The sequence below is a fragment of the Virgisporangium aurantiacum genome (assembly GCF_016863635.1).
Taxonomy (GTDB): domain Bacteria; phylum Actinomycetota; class Actinomycetes; order Mycobacteriales; family Micromonosporaceae; genus Virgisporangium; species Virgisporangium aurantiacum.
In genome coordinates this window covers 46,214-59,083 of record NZ_BOPG01000102.1, presented here as the reverse complement: position 1 = coordinate 59,083, position 12,870 = coordinate 46,214, and the positions used below count along the sequence as shown (strand labels likewise).

Sequence of the window (12,870 nt, the reverse complement as noted above, 5' to 3'; positions counted from 1 at the left end):
CCTATACGGCCTCTACCGTGTCCACAGTTCGCACCGACACGAGGAGATCGTCATGAACGGCACCACACCCGCCGGATACACGACCGTCGCGCCGTGGATCGTCACGCCGGACACCGGACAGCTGCTGGACTTCATCACCGCGGTGTTCGACGGGGTCGAGTTGGCCCGGGTACCCCTGGAGGACGGCACGATCGGCCACGCCGAGATCCGCGTCGGCGACACCATCCTGCTGGCGTTCGACCAGCGGTCGGACTGGCCGGCCATGCCCTCACTGCTGCGCGTCTTCGTCCCCGACGCCGACACCACGACCGAGCGTGCGGTCACCGCCGGAGCCCGCGTGGTCACCACCCCTGCCACCCACGCATTCGGCCAGCGGGGCGGCCGGGTACGGGATCCGTTCGGCAACATCTGGTGGATCAGCAGCGTGGTCGAGGACGTCGCACCCGAGGAAGGCCTCCGCCGGCTCGCCGAGCCGCACTACGCCGAGGCGATGCGCGACGCACTGGAGACCCTGGACCGGGAGCTGAGCGGCCGCACCCACAGCACCGTCAGCCGCCCACTGATCGACTGAACGCGCGGCGTGCCGTCCGGAACGGGTCGTTCGGGACGGCACGCCGCGCTGTGGGTCAGTTGTTCCGGCGGCCGAACTCCCGGCCGAGAACGTCGCGGGTGACGGTCGCCGCGAGCCGCTCACCGTCGACGACGGCGGTGCGGTAGTGCACCCCGGCCCAGATTCTCGCCTCCATCAACTCGGCCATGGCCACGGACAGGCTGTCGTACTGGCGGGTCGTGCCGGAGTCGGCACTGTGGGCACTGAACCTGAGGTGGTCACGGCCGAAGAACCTCCGCATGGCCGTGGTGGTCGCCGAGGTGAAACAGGCGTGGCCCGACGGGTACTCCGTCGACGGCGCGGTGACGCGCAGCGGCGTCCACGCCGGATCGGGAGCGGTGGCGGGGTTGCCGTCGGTGTCGGCCAGTGGGATCGCCGTCACCGGCCGCCACAAGCTCCAGCGCCACTTCTCCTGGTAGCAGGCGATCAGCGAGTCAGCCGCGGCCACATCGACCATCGCGAACATTCGGGCCGTCTGCATCGTGGTAAGCCGGTGCGTCGTGGCGAGCTGACGCTTGATCTCCCACTCCACCAGGCGCGGATCGTCCCACCAGATCGCCGCCTCGGTCTGGTCCGGCGTCCGCACCGTGCTCGTCGCCGAGCCGAGCGCCTTGACCTCGTTCTGGTCGCGCGCGTATGCGGCGCTGGTCAGCGCCGGTGGGCCCGGGGTGCGGAAATCGGCCGGGTCGCGGATGACGAACGGCTCGAGGAACGCGAACCACGCCCCGACCTGGAGGAAGCCGGGCGGGGTCGGCCGCCATTCACCCGGAGCCGTGCCGACCTTCCAGGTCGCGTCGGAGAACGCGCCATCGTCGGAACGGGCGGCGATCATGGCCGCAGCTGCGGCCTCGCCGACGGCGATGCCACCCCGTTTCGACCGGCCGTCGGGGATCGCGGCGAGCGCCTCGTCGTACCGCGCACGCAAGGATTCCGCCTGAGCCGGAAACATCGAGAGAAGGACATGATGGGCCGCGGTGGCGACCGCCGCCGCAGCCGAGTCGCCACGCCGGCTGCGCGGGGCGACCAGGTACGGCTCGTACGGTGTGCCCTCGATCGCGTTGACCGCGTCGTACACGGCCCCCTGCACCATCGCGAAGCTGCGGGCGGTTGCCGTCGGTGACTGCCGGGCGACCTCGTAGATGGCCGTCTGGGCGTGGACGTTCCAGGTGACGACCGCGTTCGGTGTGCCGGTCGGCGCGGCCCGCGCCGGGGCCGCCACGAACGCGACGGACCCCGCAAGCGCGAGAGCGCCGACGATCGCCACGTGCCGTGATCTGCGGAGTGAGCGGTGCGTCTTCTCAGTGCGATGTGCCATGAGGATCCCCTCGTCCGGCTGATCGACTTCGACTCACATGACGGCAGCGGATCGCGAGATCTCAACACGAGACATCCCCGCACGAGGCATCTCTGCACAACCGTCACGCACACCCCAGCACGGGTCGGCTTCAGATCACAGTCATCGATGCGTCGGAACCAGTTCCAATTTGTTCGAAGTGTGCGACAGGGCTGAACGTACGCTCACTCGTGCGGTGGCATGACGCTTCGCAGGCGGGTCTGCGCGCGCGTCATGCGGCGGCCTTCGATGGCGAGCCCGGGGTCGACCAACGATTGGAAGAGCAGGCCGTTGAAGAGGGCGAGTGCCAGGCCCGCGGCGTCGCGGCCGGCCGCGTCGGTGCCGAGGCCGAGCGCGGTGGCGACCTCGCCTCGGGTGCGCCGGAAGCCCTCGGTCAGCAGTTGCCTGACTCGCTCGTCGTGCGACGCCTTGGCCATGGCGCCGAGAAAGGTACGGGCGAGGCCCTCGTGACGGCGGCGGGTGTGGGCCACGATGGCGAATGCGGCTTGGAACCGGTCCTCGGGCGCCCGGGTCTGCAGCTCGTCGAGCCTGCGCACGATTTCGGCCAGCCACCGGTCGAGGCCGGTGATGACCGCTTCGGTGACGAGTTCGTCCTTGGATCCGAAGTGGTAGGTGATGGAGGCGAGGTTGGCACCGGACTCGTCGGCGATCGCGCGGGCGGTGACCCGCTCCGGGGGAAGGCGCTCGATGCACCGCAGTGTGCCCTCGATCAGCTCGGACCGGTTGCTGCGCTGGGGACTCACCGCTAAATTGTACAGATGTATAGATTGCTTGCCACGGGAGGCCAGCGATGGATGTCGCCGCCACGGTCGTCTCGGTTCTACTCGCCGCCCTGCTCGTAGTCACCGCAGCGCGAAAGCTCAGCCACCGCCCTGCTGTCGTGGCCACGTACCGGCGCGTCGGCGTGCCGGAAGAACGGCTCAACCAGCTGGCGGTGCTGCTGCTGGCCGGTGCGGCCGGCCTGGTCGTGGGCCTGTGGTGGGAGCCCGTGGGCGTCGCCGCCGCGGCCGCGCTGGTCGCCTACTTCCTCCTGGCGATCGGCGCGCACCTGCGCACCCGCGACACCGCCAACGTCCCCATGCCCGCGCTCTACCTGGCACTATCGGCGGCGGCGCTCACCCTTCACCTTGCCAGTTAGGCCATGCCCACCCACGTGGCAGATCGCCGTGAGGACGTTGCGCGCGCTCACGCCCGTCCGCAAAAGAGTGAGCGACGACGTGGCACCGCCCGGTCCTCCGGGCGGTGCCGCGTTCTTCTTTACTGCATGGTTGCCACCACGTCGTCGGCGGTCAGTCGGCCGCGGGCGGGATCGGGACGCGACGGTGGCACGGTGAACGTGCGCGCGTCGGGTGCACTGTCGGCGCCGGTCGGTGGTGGTGCCCCGCCCGGCGGGTTCGCCGGCCGGCGGCGGTGCCAGTCGGTCGTGGCCTGGTAGGCGGCGGCGACGGCGAGGAGCCGGTCCTCCGCGTAAGGCTGGCCGCCGAGGATGGTGCCGACCGGCACCCCGGCGGGGGTGAACCCGATCGGCAGCGCCAGCTCGGGCAGGCCGAGGATGTCGAACGGCACCGGACCGGTCTGGACGACCACGTCGCACCGCCGGAACACCGTGTCGAGAACGTCTTCGAGGAGCCGCAGTTTGGCCCGCTGGCCGGTCACGAACTCGTCGGCGCCCAACAGCGCGCCCTGCAGCCAGCCGGTGACCGACACCCCGAAGCCGCGCAGGTCGGTGCGCAGGTAGGGCCGGAACGGCTCGCTGCGCTCGGGCAATCGGACGTTGTTGAACGCGCCGCCGGTGAGCAGGTCCCACTCCGCCGGCAGCGGGACGTCGACGATCCGGATGTCGGGTATCGCGGCGAGCGCGGTGAGGAACGCCTGCCGGGCCACGGCCGAGGTTCCCGACAGGTATCCGGGAATGACGCCGATGCGGGTCGGCCACCGCATGCGCAGTTTGCGCCGCTGGTACACCGGGGTCGCGGCGGCGACGAGGTCGGGTACCGGCGGCAGTCCCTGCGTACGCGGGTCGTTCGGGTCCGGGCCGGCCATCGCTTTCAGCATGATGGCGGCGTCCATGGCGTCGCGGGCCAGCGGACCGGGATGGTCGCGGGTGTAGCTGAGCGGGATGATGCCGTACAACGACACCCGTCCCATGGTGGGCTTGAGACCGGTCAGGTTCTGGGCGTTCGACGGGCTGGTGATCGACCCGCCGGTCTGGGTGCCGGTACCCGACGCGGCGAGCCGGCCGGCCACGGCGGTGGCCGTTCCGGTCGACGAACCGCCGGGATCGACGGCGGGGTCGGCCGGGGTCCACGCGTTCACCGTGGTGACGATCCCGTTCGGTGTGGTGGCCCGGGTGGTGGCCAGCGGCCCCATCTGGGTCTTGCCGATCACGACTGCGCCGGCCTGACGCAGCTTCGCCACCGCGGTGGCGTCGAACGGTGGGACGAAGTCGGCGAACAGGTACGAGTTCGCGGTCGTGGCCAGGCCGGCGGTGTAGTAGTTGTCCTTGATGGCCAGCGGAATGCCGTGCAACGCGCCTCGGTGGCGGCGACGGTCGGCCAGCGACCGCGCGGCGGCCAACGCCGAGTCGATGGCCACCGTGTTGAACGCCTGGTAGGCGCCGTCGAACGCGGCAATCCTGTCGAGGTACGCGGCGAGCAGCAGTTCGGGCTTCAACCGGCCGGCGCGGATGAGCCAGGCCGCTTCGGCGACGGTCAGCTCGGTGAGGTCGTCCAGGGCCTCGGGGCGGGGTTCGGTGTAGGCGTCGATCCGGTCCGGCGTGGTTGCCGACACGGGACCGGCGTACGCGATCGCCGGGAGCGCGACCGCGCCTCCGATCGTGGACGCGGCGGCCAGCGCGGCGCTGCGGACGACGAACGAGCGCCGGTCGATCAGCCGGTCGATCGGCTGTGTCGGTGTCCTCTCATCGACGGCGGTCATGCCGTCAGCCGGTCCGTGCTGATCGAGGGCGGTCATGACTTCCACCGGTCCGAGCGCGGTCATGACTTCCGCCAAGCCGTGCTGATCGACGGGTAGAGCATCGGCGCCGGCTGCTGCGACAGCGGCCGGACGTGTGCCGGGTCGGTGCCGGCCGGCACCGGCATCTGGTAGGCGGCGATCGTCGTGACCGTGCTCCGCACGAAGGTGCGCAGGGACGCCAGTACCGTCTCGCGTCCCGGCGATCCCGTCACCGGATCGGCCACGGTGCCGGCGGGAAGCTGGTCGAGGTCGATGCCCAGCGCTGCCAGGCGGGCGCGGATCATGGTGTCGAGTTCGGCGTCGGTGGGTGGGGTGGCAGGCACGGTTGCTCCTTCCGTCCGGGTACCGGAACCCTCGCTGTTGATCGTTTCGAACGTGTTCGAACCGTGTCACAGACCGGTCAGCGCGGCGGCCCGCCCTCGGGGTGCCGTCAGCATGGCGGCTCCGCTCGCCGTATTCACTGCCGGTAGCGTGCTCGCTCGTGGAAAACCGATCAGATGCGGCGCCGCTCCTGGCTGGAACGTGGCCGACCTTCGCAGCGGAGCTGAGGGCAGCCCTTGGCGAAGCGGGCGAAGATCGGTTGGCGTGTCACGTCGACCGGTTGCGCGTAGTCGAGGTCTGCGGTTGCGAAGATGACTTCTGCCAAAGTTTCCGCACCGGGCCGAAGCCTTCCGGAGCGTACGGCGATGGCCATCGCAACGTCAGCCTCGTCCCACCATGGCCCGGCGAACTCGTTCTTGACGTAGTCCACGAGGACATCCTGTACATCGAAGTGCTGTACCGACCACCGCTGTGCTGACGCAGTCCGCACGGCGCGGCACCGCCGCACGCCGCGGTTCTGGGTCATCAACCGATCGGACAACCGGAGGCGACGATCGGCTATTTCTATGTGCGACGGCCACCCTGCGACGCTTAGGAAGGACGCATGGCCAACGAGCGGACCGTTCCCCTGCTGCCGTGCGCATCCATTGACGACATCGAGACCTTCTACGGAGTTCTCGGATTCCGCACGACGTACAAGCAGCGCAAGCCCTACGCGTGTGTGGGGATCCAGCGGGAGGATCTGCATCTGCAGTTCTTCGAGATCGCCGGATTCGACCCGGAGCAGTCCTATGGCTCCTGTCTCGTGATCACCGAGGACATCGAGGGGCTACATCGGGCCTTCGCAGACGGCATGCGCGCCGCGTACGGCAAGGTACTGGTGTCCGGAACGCCGCGGATGACCCGGCCCAGGGCGCGGAAGAACGCCGACGGGTTGGGCGGATTCAGCGTCATCGACCCGGGCGGCAACTGGATCCGCGTCTTTCGGGACGCCGCCACCGCGTCCACGCCGGCCGCCACGCCGGCCGGGCGGCTGGCCAAGGCACTGGCGAATGCTGTCGTGCAGGCCGATTCCAGGGGAAACGCCGGACAGGCCGTTCGGATCCTCGACAGCGCGTTGGCCCGCCCGCAAGCCGACGACGACCCGGTCGAGCAGATAGAGGTCCTGGTCTACCGCGCCGAACTCGCGATGGTGCTGCACGATCCAAAGACTGCGGCCGAGATGCTGACCCGCGCCCATTCCGTCACGCTCACGGAGGACGAATCCGAAAGGGCGGCACCCGCGTTCGACAACGCCGCCGAACTCGCAGCAGCACTGCGGTGACTCACCCTACGGACGCCTCCCTGATCTCTGAAGAAGTACATCGCGGAGACGGGGCACCCGGCGGTGCGGCGGTGGTCCGGCTGAAGGTGGTTCTGGTCGGAAGCTGGCCGGCGCACAGTTCCAACTCGGGTCCGGCACACGTGAAGCCCCACACCGACTGGGCTCCCGGCTCGACGGCGTAGCGGCTGAGGACGGTGCCGTTGCGGCGCTGGACCACGACCTTGGTACTGGTGACGACGGTGATCGTGACCGTCCACGCGTCGGTGGTGTACCGGCTCGTGGCCGTACCGGTGGTCGTCGTGGTGAAGGCCACCGTGTTCGACGTGCCCAGGTCGATCCCGAGCCGCACAGCCGTCACGACGCGACAATAGCGCCGAACGGCAGAGCCATTGATCAATGGCGTAAATGCGCTCGTCGTTGTCGAGAGCGTTTGCGACGATGCGCCCATGACTGCATCCGACTCCATCGAGCTGATCCGAGCGTCTCACCTGACCGACCGGGCGCCGTACGCCTATGCCGCGGTCGCATCCGACGTACGCCGGTTGGTGTTCACCGCCGGTGCCTGCCCGCTCGACGAGGACGGCGCCACGGTCGCGGTCGGTGACGTGGCCGGTCAGGCCGAACAGGTGATGTCGAACCTGCGCACAGCGCTGGCAGCGGCCGGTGCCGACCTCACCGACGTGGTCAAGACGACCGTCTACGTCGCCAGCCACGACAGGGACGATCTCGTGACGGCGTGGGACGTGGTCAGTCGACACTTCGGCGCGCACGACGTGCCCAGCACGCTGCTCGGTGTCGCCGTCCTCGGCTACCGCGACCAACTCGTCGAGGTGGAAGCCGTCGCCGCCCTCCGCTGACCATCCGCCCGGCCAACGGCCCGATGCGGCGTCGTGGCCTCGCCGGAACGTGCCTACCGGTTGACCACCCGGAACTCGGTGCCGGCGATCGTCACCGTGCGCGCGGGCTGCCCGGCGGCGGCCCACAGGTCGATGCCCGTCATGCCGGGCTGCTCACGGGCCTCGACCTCGACGTAGGAGCCGTCGGGCAGCGGCAGCCGGTGCCCGTCCGGTACGACGTTGAGCACCTCCGCCCAGCGATCGCGTAGTGCGTCCGGATCGGGCCCGGCGATCCGGACGCCGGCAAGGCCGGTGACCACGCGCGTCCGGCTGCGGTCGGGCCAGTCGGCGCCGCCCCACCGCCACGACGACGGCGGCACCGGCCGGTCGAACGAGACAAGGGCGGCACCCGTGTCAGCCGGATGAGCGTGCGTGCCGCTGATGTCGTCGAGGTCCACCGACCAGACCTTCCGGACGCCGGAACCCGCAAGATGCGCACGGGCCGCGGCCATGTCGGTGACCTGCACGAGCACCATGTAGCCGCAGTCACCGCCGTGCCGCGCGAGATGCCGCCCGACGGCGGTGCCCTCGCGGCAGGGCGTCACCACCTCCAGGAACGCATCGCCGACCGGCACCACCCCGTTGACGAGACCGAACGCGGCGACTCCCGGGTCGTCATACGGCGCCCCGAGACCGAACTCGCGTTGCCACGCGGCGACAACGGCCGCCCGGTCGTGGGACGCCACCACCGCCTGCCGGATCCGCTCGACGTTCATGCGAACACTCTCACACAGCGGCACGGGCTCCCCGCCGGACCGGGCCTGGCGAACACGGCGTCACGGGGTTGAGGGCATAATCGCCGGTCGTGGATCTCGATCGGCTCGCCGCTCTCATCGGAGCGCCACCCACGGACGTGCCGCCCGTCGATTGGGCCGACGTACAGGCCCGGCTGGGAATGCAGCTGCCGGCGGACTTCCGGGCCTTCGCCGCCGCCTACGGACCGATCGACCTCGGCGAGTACCTGTGGATATGGTCGCCGGCGGGTAGCGAGGTGCCGTACCACATCCGCAACGTGTCCTGGCTTCGCGCCAGCCGGGACGCGGACCCCGACTCGGCGCCGTACCGGTTCTGGCCCGAACCGCGGGGGCTGCTGTGGTGGGCGATGAGCCGGGCCGGCGACCACTTCTTCTGGGACCCGTCGGGCTCCGACGACCCGGACACCTGGCCGGTCCTCGCCCGCTTCGGCTACCACCGTTGGCACCGGTTCGACCTGACGATGACCGATCTGGTCGCTGCCATGGTGACCGACGGCATCGACTGGAGCCCCGGCCACCGCACCGGCCCGCTGCCCGCCCGGTACGGACCCGACCGCAGCCTCGACCGGCCACGCCCGACGCCGGTCGCGCCGGTCACCCCGTCACGTGTCGGGCTGGACCGGCTGCGCGCCGCACTGCCGGCGGAGACAGCGTTGCCGGCGGAGACAGCGTTGCCGGCAGGGACAGCGTTGCCGGCGGAGACAGCGGCCCGTGGCCGGGCCGGCAGCTGGGCTGATGTGGAGGCTCCGGCCGACTATCGGGAGCTGCTCGACGCGACCGGGCCCGGGACACTCGGCGGCGTACTGCGCCTGCTGGCACCGGGCGGGCCGGGCGGGTTCGACCTCGCCGCCGAGCACGCCACCGCCGCCGCGACGCTGACCGACCCGCCGGCCGGCCTGCACCCGGACCCGCCAGGAATGAGGCTGTGGGGCCGGATGGCCACCGGCGAGACGTTGTGGTGGCTGCCGGCCTGGCACACCGCCGATCACTGGCCGGTCGTGGTGATCGGCAGCGGTTGGCAGCGGATCGACCTGCCCACGACCTCGTTCCTGGCCGAGTGGCTCGACGGGCGGATGGACCTGCCGGTGCTCGATCCGGCGGCGTCCCCCCGCACCGCAACAGGGACCGCACCGGGGACGGCACCGCCGGTGGCACTGTGGACGCCGGCCGCCGACGGGGTACCGCCCGCGCCGCCGCCGTCGAACCGGCACCGCGACCCGCTCACCCTGCTCACCACCCTGCTGGGGCCACCCGACCCCGGTGAGATCGACTGGACCGACACCGAGCGGGGGCTCGGGCTGCGGCTGCCCACCGACTTCAAGCTGCTGGTCGCCGGCTACGGCGAAGCCGTGCTCGACGGGCTGTCCCTCGGCGACCCGGGTGAGCACACGCAGTGGTTCACCGATCTGCTTGACGAGGATGAAGAACCGCCATACCCGGTGGTCATGTGCGGTGGCACCGAAGGCCGCGACCTCATCGGCTGGAACGCCACGAACTCCGACCCCGACACCTGGACGGTCGTCGTTGAGCGGGCCGGCAAACTGGAGCCGTTCGACGGCACACTCACCGAATTCATCATCGCCGTGGCCACCGGACGATCCGACGTCCTCGGCACCACACCGAGCAAGCCCCGATTGCGCCCGTGAACCCTGGCTGCAGGACGGCCTCGCCGACCTCAGCGTCGTTCGCCGTTGCTAGCAGCCTTCGCCGAGCCGGTCGCGGACCGCCTTGTCGAGCACATATCCCTCGCAGACGCCGCCGGTGCCGAGGTTGAGCGGGATCCACCGGTTCCCGGGCCGTACGTAGCCGAAGAGAAAATAGGCGCGTTCGTGGGTTTGCGTCTTGTCCGCGTCGCGGGCGTAGGCGTAGTTCTTGTAGCAACTGACGCCTTCGAGCGCGGTCGGGTCGCCTCCCCGATGTGCGATGTCGGTTCCCTTGAGAACCCCGAGCAGGGTCTGCGCGCTGACCGGGCAGGCGTCGGGCGCGTCGGCGTTGCCCGGGGTGGGCGTCCGGGTTGAGGTCGGTGGCGGGGTGTCGGTCGCGGTGTTGGCCGGCGACGCGGCCGTCGTCGCGGTCGTGGGCGGGGTGGTGGTGGGCGGCGCGGTGGGACCGCTCGTGGTGGTCGGGGCCGGGTCGCAGGCGGCCAGAGCCGCACCGGCGGCGATGATCAGGACGATGGTGCGGACACTGAACATGGAACTCTCCAATGTGGATGGTGCGGCCGGCAGCGGTCAGCAGCCGGGGAGACGGGAGCTGATCGCCTCGTCGAGGACGTAGCGGTCGCACATGCCCGCCGGCCCGGCGTTGAGCGCGATCCAGGTGCGTTCGGGCAAGGTGTAGCCGAAGAGAATCCGCACCGAGCCGACCGGAGGTACCGGCAACGCGGTCGCGTACCGCTTGTAACAGGTCACTTCGCTCAGCCGGGTTGGATGACCGAAGTCCGTGCCCAGGTGGGCATTCGGCAGCGTCGCCAGCAACGTTGCCGCCGACACGGGACAGCCCGTCGTCTCCCTGTCGTTCGATGCCGATGCCGATGCCGACGACGGCGTCGACGATGGACGGCCGCTCGACGTGCTGGGTGCCGGTGTCGCCGTCTCGGTCGGGGAGGCGGGGTCCCCCAGATGATCGGGCGGGTTGGGCGACGACCGGGACATGAGCACGACCGGCACGGCGGCGACGACCAGTGCGGCGGCGGCCACCGACATCGCGACGCGCCGCCGGATCGCCATCCGCCGCGACGCCCGCGCGACCCGGTCCTCCATGTCCGTCCACCCGGCCCCCTCGGCCAGGTCGGACAGGCCGGCGCGCAGCCGATCCTCCAGACCCATGTTCACACCCCCTTACCGGTCGAACGCTCGTCGAGTTCCGGTGCGATCTGACGCAGCCGGGCCAGGGCGCGACTGGTCAGGCTCTTGACCGTGCCGACCGAGCACGACAGCAGTTCCGCGGTCTCACGCTCGGTCTTGTCCTCGAAGTACCGCAGCACCACCGCGAGCCGCTGGCGGCGGTTCAACTGGGCCAGGGCGTGTTGCAGGCTCAGCCGCAGGGCGACGCGGTCCGGATGATCCGTGGGATCCCGCGGATCGGCCCACTCCCCGGCCAACACTTCCGAACGGGCCTTCCGGCGCTGCCACCACCGGATGTGCAGGTGGTAGATCGCCGTGCGGGTGTACGCCTCCAGGTGGCTCTCGGAGGTCAACCGACGGCGCGCCCGATGAGCCTTCGCCAACGCGTCCTGCACCAGATCCTCGGCCAGGTGCCGGTCACCGGTGAGCAGGTACGCGGTCCGCAGGAGCGCCCCCGTGCGCGCCCTGACGAAGGCGTTGAAATCGATGTCGGGACCGGTCGGCACGCAGCGATCCCCTTCTGCGCCGGTACCGGTCCCGGCGAGATCCCGGCACGTCAGCTCCAGCCGCATGCCTACTACATCCGGACGGACCCACAAAGGTTCCACCCGGGCACCAACTGTCATCCAGCCGACAGGGGCCCAGCCTCGGGGGTTCGTAAGGTGGATGGCCGACACGGTGGCTGGAGCGGAACTGACGAGAACCGGCTGGGTCGGCCTCGAACCACGGTGCTATGGCCGGCGCTTACCCCGTCGGGACTGATATACGACCACGCCGACCACAGCCAGGATCACCAGAACCACCAGAACCGCGAAGGTCACCGCACCCCACACCTGGAGCAGGTGCTCAGATACTTTGTTCTCGGCCTGGGCCTCCTCGTACGTCAATCCTTCCCGGTTGTTCGTGCGCAGGTTGGTGATCCAGCCGACGAACGAATCATAGGCGCATGCGATTGCCCCGGCGCCACAAAAAAGGATCACCACGGGCGACGCCAGCAGCGCAACTAGACAACCCGGGCTGCAGCCTTCTCCGGGCACAGGGACGAATTGCGTCGCTGCATCCGTCGCGGTCTCAGCGGTCCAGCCCACGACGTTGCCCGCAGCATCATGCAACGGGTTGGACATGTCACCATCCCAGGTCGATTGACCGTCGCTGTGCGGCACGAGTGAATCGCCGCCAAACGATTCGCGAAAAGAGCGCGCGATCCGGAGCGCGACAGCAACCATTCAACCCAGCTACACCCCTGCGGTCGATCGCACGAATGGCCAGATGACACTCGCGAGAGGGCCTGAGCATTGACGACGACCGGCTCGAGGGCCGACCACCGGGTACGAAGTAGGCTTCAGCCCTGTGGCCCTTGATGAACAAGACCTGGACCGTGAATGCTCCGCACTGCTCGAATTGCACGCACGAGTCCGCCGGGCGCACTTCGAGACGGACGTCGAGCAGCTGCTCGCCCACGACGCCGACGAGCGGATCAACGTTCGGGACGCGCGGGTCGAACGCCGTCGACGCGAGGAGAGTGTGCGCACGTTCACGGAGTACTTCGACGGCGCGACGTACCACGAATGGGACGACGTCGAGCCGCCGATCGTAAGCGTCTCCCGCGATGCCAGCCTCGCCTGGATGATCGTGTCCGTCCGGGTCCGGCGCACCAAGAACGGCGAGGAACTCCGGTTCCGCTACGCGGGCATCGACACCTTCGAGAAGCGTGACGGTCGGTGGATCAAGGTCGCCGAAGTAGGCACATTCCAACGGGAATGATTTCTCCGGGCGCCGGTCGCCTCA

General features: G+C 69.9%; 17 protein-coding genes. 6 read left to right on the top strand and 11 right to left on the bottom strand.

The window, feature by feature from the left end; all coding sequences use genetic code 11:
- The first annotated feature begins 52 nt into the window (after window positions 1-52).
- Entirely contained in the window at window positions 53-571 is a 519-nt protein-coding gene (locus Vau01_RS56390; RefSeq protein WP_204011030.1) for a VOC family protein, read from the top strand.
- Window positions 572-626: 55 nt separating this feature from the next.
- Here Vau01_RS56390 and Vau01_RS56385 read toward each other — a convergent pair whose 3' ends face one another.
- Together Vau01_RS56385 and Vau01_RS56380 are read right to left on the bottom strand one after the other, a co-directional pair.
- Entirely contained in the window at window positions 627-1,925 is a 1,299-nt protein-coding gene (locus tag Vau01_RS56385) for a vanadium-dependent haloperoxidase (RefSeq protein WP_204011028.1), read from the bottom strand.
- A gap of 203 nt (window positions 1,926-2,128) precedes the next feature.
- On the bottom strand, window positions 2,129-2,707 hold the full coding sequence (locus Vau01_RS56380) for a TetR/AcrR family transcriptional regulator (protein WP_204011026.1): 579 nt from the start codon (window positions 2,705-2,707) through the stop codon (window positions 2,129-2,131).
- Window positions 2,708-2,754: 47 nt separating this feature from the next.
- On the opposite strand from Vau01_RS56380, the gene Vau01_RS56375 reads away from it, so the two are divergent.
- Window positions 2,755-3,102 (top strand): DoxX family protein, encoded by a 348-nt coding sequence (locus Vau01_RS56375; protein WP_204011024.1) that lies wholly within the window; start codon window positions 2,755-2,757, stop codon window positions 3,100-3,102.
- A 119-nt stretch (window positions 3,103-3,221) separates the two neighbouring features.
- Here Vau01_RS56375 and Vau01_RS56370 read toward each other — a convergent pair whose 3' ends face one another.
- From Vau01_RS56370 to Vau01_RS56360, 3 genes are all read right to left on the bottom strand, one after another.
- Window positions 3,222-4,937, bottom strand: a complete 1,716-nt coding sequence (locus Vau01_RS56370; RefSeq protein ID WP_239152836.1) for an amidase — start codon at window positions 4,935-4,937, stop codon at window positions 3,222-3,224.
- A gap of 23 nt (window positions 4,938-4,960) precedes the next feature.
- Window positions 4,961-5,263, bottom strand: a complete 303-nt coding sequence (locus tag Vau01_RS56365) for a hypothetical protein (RefSeq protein ID WP_204011022.1) — start codon at window positions 5,261-5,263, stop codon at window positions 4,961-4,963.
- A 170-nt stretch (window positions 5,264-5,433) separates the two neighbouring features.
- Entirely contained in the window at window positions 5,434-5,691 is a 258-nt protein-coding gene (locus Vau01_RS56360) for a hypothetical protein (RefSeq protein WP_204011019.1), read from the bottom strand.
- 174 nt (window positions 5,692-5,865) lie between these two features.
- On the opposite strand from Vau01_RS56360, the gene Vau01_RS56355 reads away from it, so the two are divergent.
- Window positions 5,866-6,585, top strand: a complete 720-nt coding sequence (locus Vau01_RS56355; RefSeq protein ID WP_204011017.1) for a DUF8817 family protein — start codon at window positions 5,866-5,868, stop codon at window positions 6,583-6,585.
- Between the two features lies 1 nt (window position 6,586).
- Here the strand turns inward: Vau01_RS56355 and Vau01_RS56350 are convergent, their stop codons facing one another.
- Window positions 6,587-6,943, bottom strand: a complete 357-nt coding sequence (locus Vau01_RS56350) for a hypothetical protein (protein ID WP_204011015.1) — start codon at window positions 6,941-6,943, stop codon at window positions 6,587-6,589.
- 88 nt (window positions 6,944-7,031) lie between these two features.
- On the opposite strand from Vau01_RS56350, the gene Vau01_RS56345 reads away from it, so the two are divergent.
- A complete protein-coding gene (locus Vau01_RS56345) occupies window positions 7,032-7,442 on the top strand; it encodes a RidA family protein (RefSeq protein WP_204011014.1) in 411 nt (136 codons plus the stop codon).
- A 53-nt stretch (window positions 7,443-7,495) separates the two neighbouring features.
- On the opposite strand, the gene Vau01_RS56340 is transcribed toward Vau01_RS56345, so the two are convergent.
- Window positions 7,496-8,197 carry a VOC family protein gene (locus tag Vau01_RS56340; protein ID WP_204011013.1) on the bottom strand — a complete coding sequence of 234 codons (702 nt, stop codon included), beginning with the start codon at window positions 8,195-8,197 and terminating at the stop codon, window positions 7,496-7,498.
- Between the two features lie 89 nt (window positions 8,198-8,286).
- On the opposite strand from Vau01_RS56340, the gene Vau01_RS56335 reads away from it, so the two are divergent.
- Window positions 8,287-9,882, top strand: a complete 1,596-nt coding sequence (locus tag Vau01_RS56335; protein ID WP_204011012.1) for an SMI1/KNR4 family protein — start codon at window positions 8,287-8,289, stop codon at window positions 9,880-9,882.
- A gap of 48 nt (window positions 9,883-9,930) precedes the next feature.
- Here the strand turns inward: Vau01_RS56335 and Vau01_RS56330 are convergent, their stop codons facing one another.
- The 4 genes from Vau01_RS56330 to Vau01_RS56315 all read right to left on the bottom strand — a co-directional run bounded on the left by Vau01_RS56330 (window position 9,931) and on the right by Vau01_RS56315 (window position 12,308).
- A complete protein-coding gene (locus tag Vau01_RS56330) occupies window positions 9,931-10,431 on the bottom strand; it encodes a hypothetical protein (RefSeq protein WP_204011011.1) in 501 nt (166 codons plus the stop codon).
- A gap of 36 nt (window positions 10,432-10,467) precedes the next feature.
- On the bottom strand, window positions 10,468-11,064 hold the full coding sequence (locus Vau01_RS56325; RefSeq protein ID WP_204011010.1) for a hypothetical protein: 597 nt from the start codon (window positions 11,062-11,064) through the stop codon (window positions 10,468-10,470).
- Window positions 11,065-11,066: 2 nt separating this feature from the next.
- On the bottom strand, window positions 11,067-11,588 hold the full coding sequence (locus Vau01_RS56320; RefSeq protein ID WP_239152834.1) for a SigE family RNA polymerase sigma factor: 522 nt from the start codon (window positions 11,586-11,588) through the stop codon (window positions 11,067-11,069).
- 225 nt (window positions 11,589-11,813) lie between these two features.
- A complete protein-coding gene (locus tag Vau01_RS56315; RefSeq protein WP_204011006.1) occupies window positions 11,814-12,308 on the bottom strand; it encodes a hypothetical protein in 495 nt (164 codons plus the stop codon).
- Between the two features lie 175 nt (window positions 12,309-12,483).
- On the opposite strand from Vau01_RS56315, the gene Vau01_RS56310 reads away from it, so the two are divergent.
- Window positions 12,484-12,846, top strand: a complete 363-nt coding sequence (locus Vau01_RS56310; protein ID WP_204011004.1) for a nuclear transport factor 2 family protein — start codon at window positions 12,484-12,486, stop codon at window positions 12,844-12,846.
- The last annotated feature ends 24 nt before the right edge of the window (window positions 12,847-12,870 follow it).

Coding starts and splice junctions, on each gene's coding strand:
- Vau01_RS56390 (WP_204011030.1), top strand. CDS start 53: ATGAACGGCACCACACCCGCCGGATACACGACCGTCGCGCCGTGGATC.
- Vau01_RS56385 (WP_204011028.1), bottom strand. CDS start 1,925: ATGGCACATCGCACTGAGAAGACGCACCGCTCACTCCGCAGATCACGG.
- Vau01_RS56375 (WP_204011024.1), top strand. CDS start 2,755: ATGGATGTCGCCGCCACGGTCGTCTCGGTTCTACTCGCCGCCCTGCTC.
- Vau01_RS56370 (WP_239152836.1), bottom strand. CDS start 4,937: ATGACCGCCCTCGATCAGCACGGACCGGCTGACGGCATGACCGCCGTC.
- Vau01_RS56355 (WP_204011017.1), top strand. CDS start 5,866: ATGGCCAACGAGCGGACCGTTCCCCTGCTGCCGTGCGCATCCATTGAC.
- Vau01_RS56345 (WP_204011014.1), top strand. CDS start 7,032: ATGACTGCATCCGACTCCATCGAGCTGATCCGAGCGTCTCACCTGACC.
- Vau01_RS56340 (WP_204011013.1), bottom strand. CDS start 8,197: ATGAACGTCGAGCGGATCCGGCAGGCGGTGGTGGCGTCCCACGACCGG.
- Vau01_RS56330 (WP_204011011.1), bottom strand. CDS start 10,431: ATGTTCAGTGTCCGCACCATCGTCCTGATCATCGCCGCCGGTGCGGCT.
- Vau01_RS56325 (WP_204011010.1), bottom strand. CDS start 11,064: ATGGGTCTGGAGGATCGGCTGCGCGCCGGCCTGTCCGACCTGGCCGAG.
- Vau01_RS56315 (WP_204011006.1), bottom strand. CDS start 12,308: ATGGTTGCTGTCGCGCTCCGGATCGCGCGCTCTTTTCGCGAATCGTTT.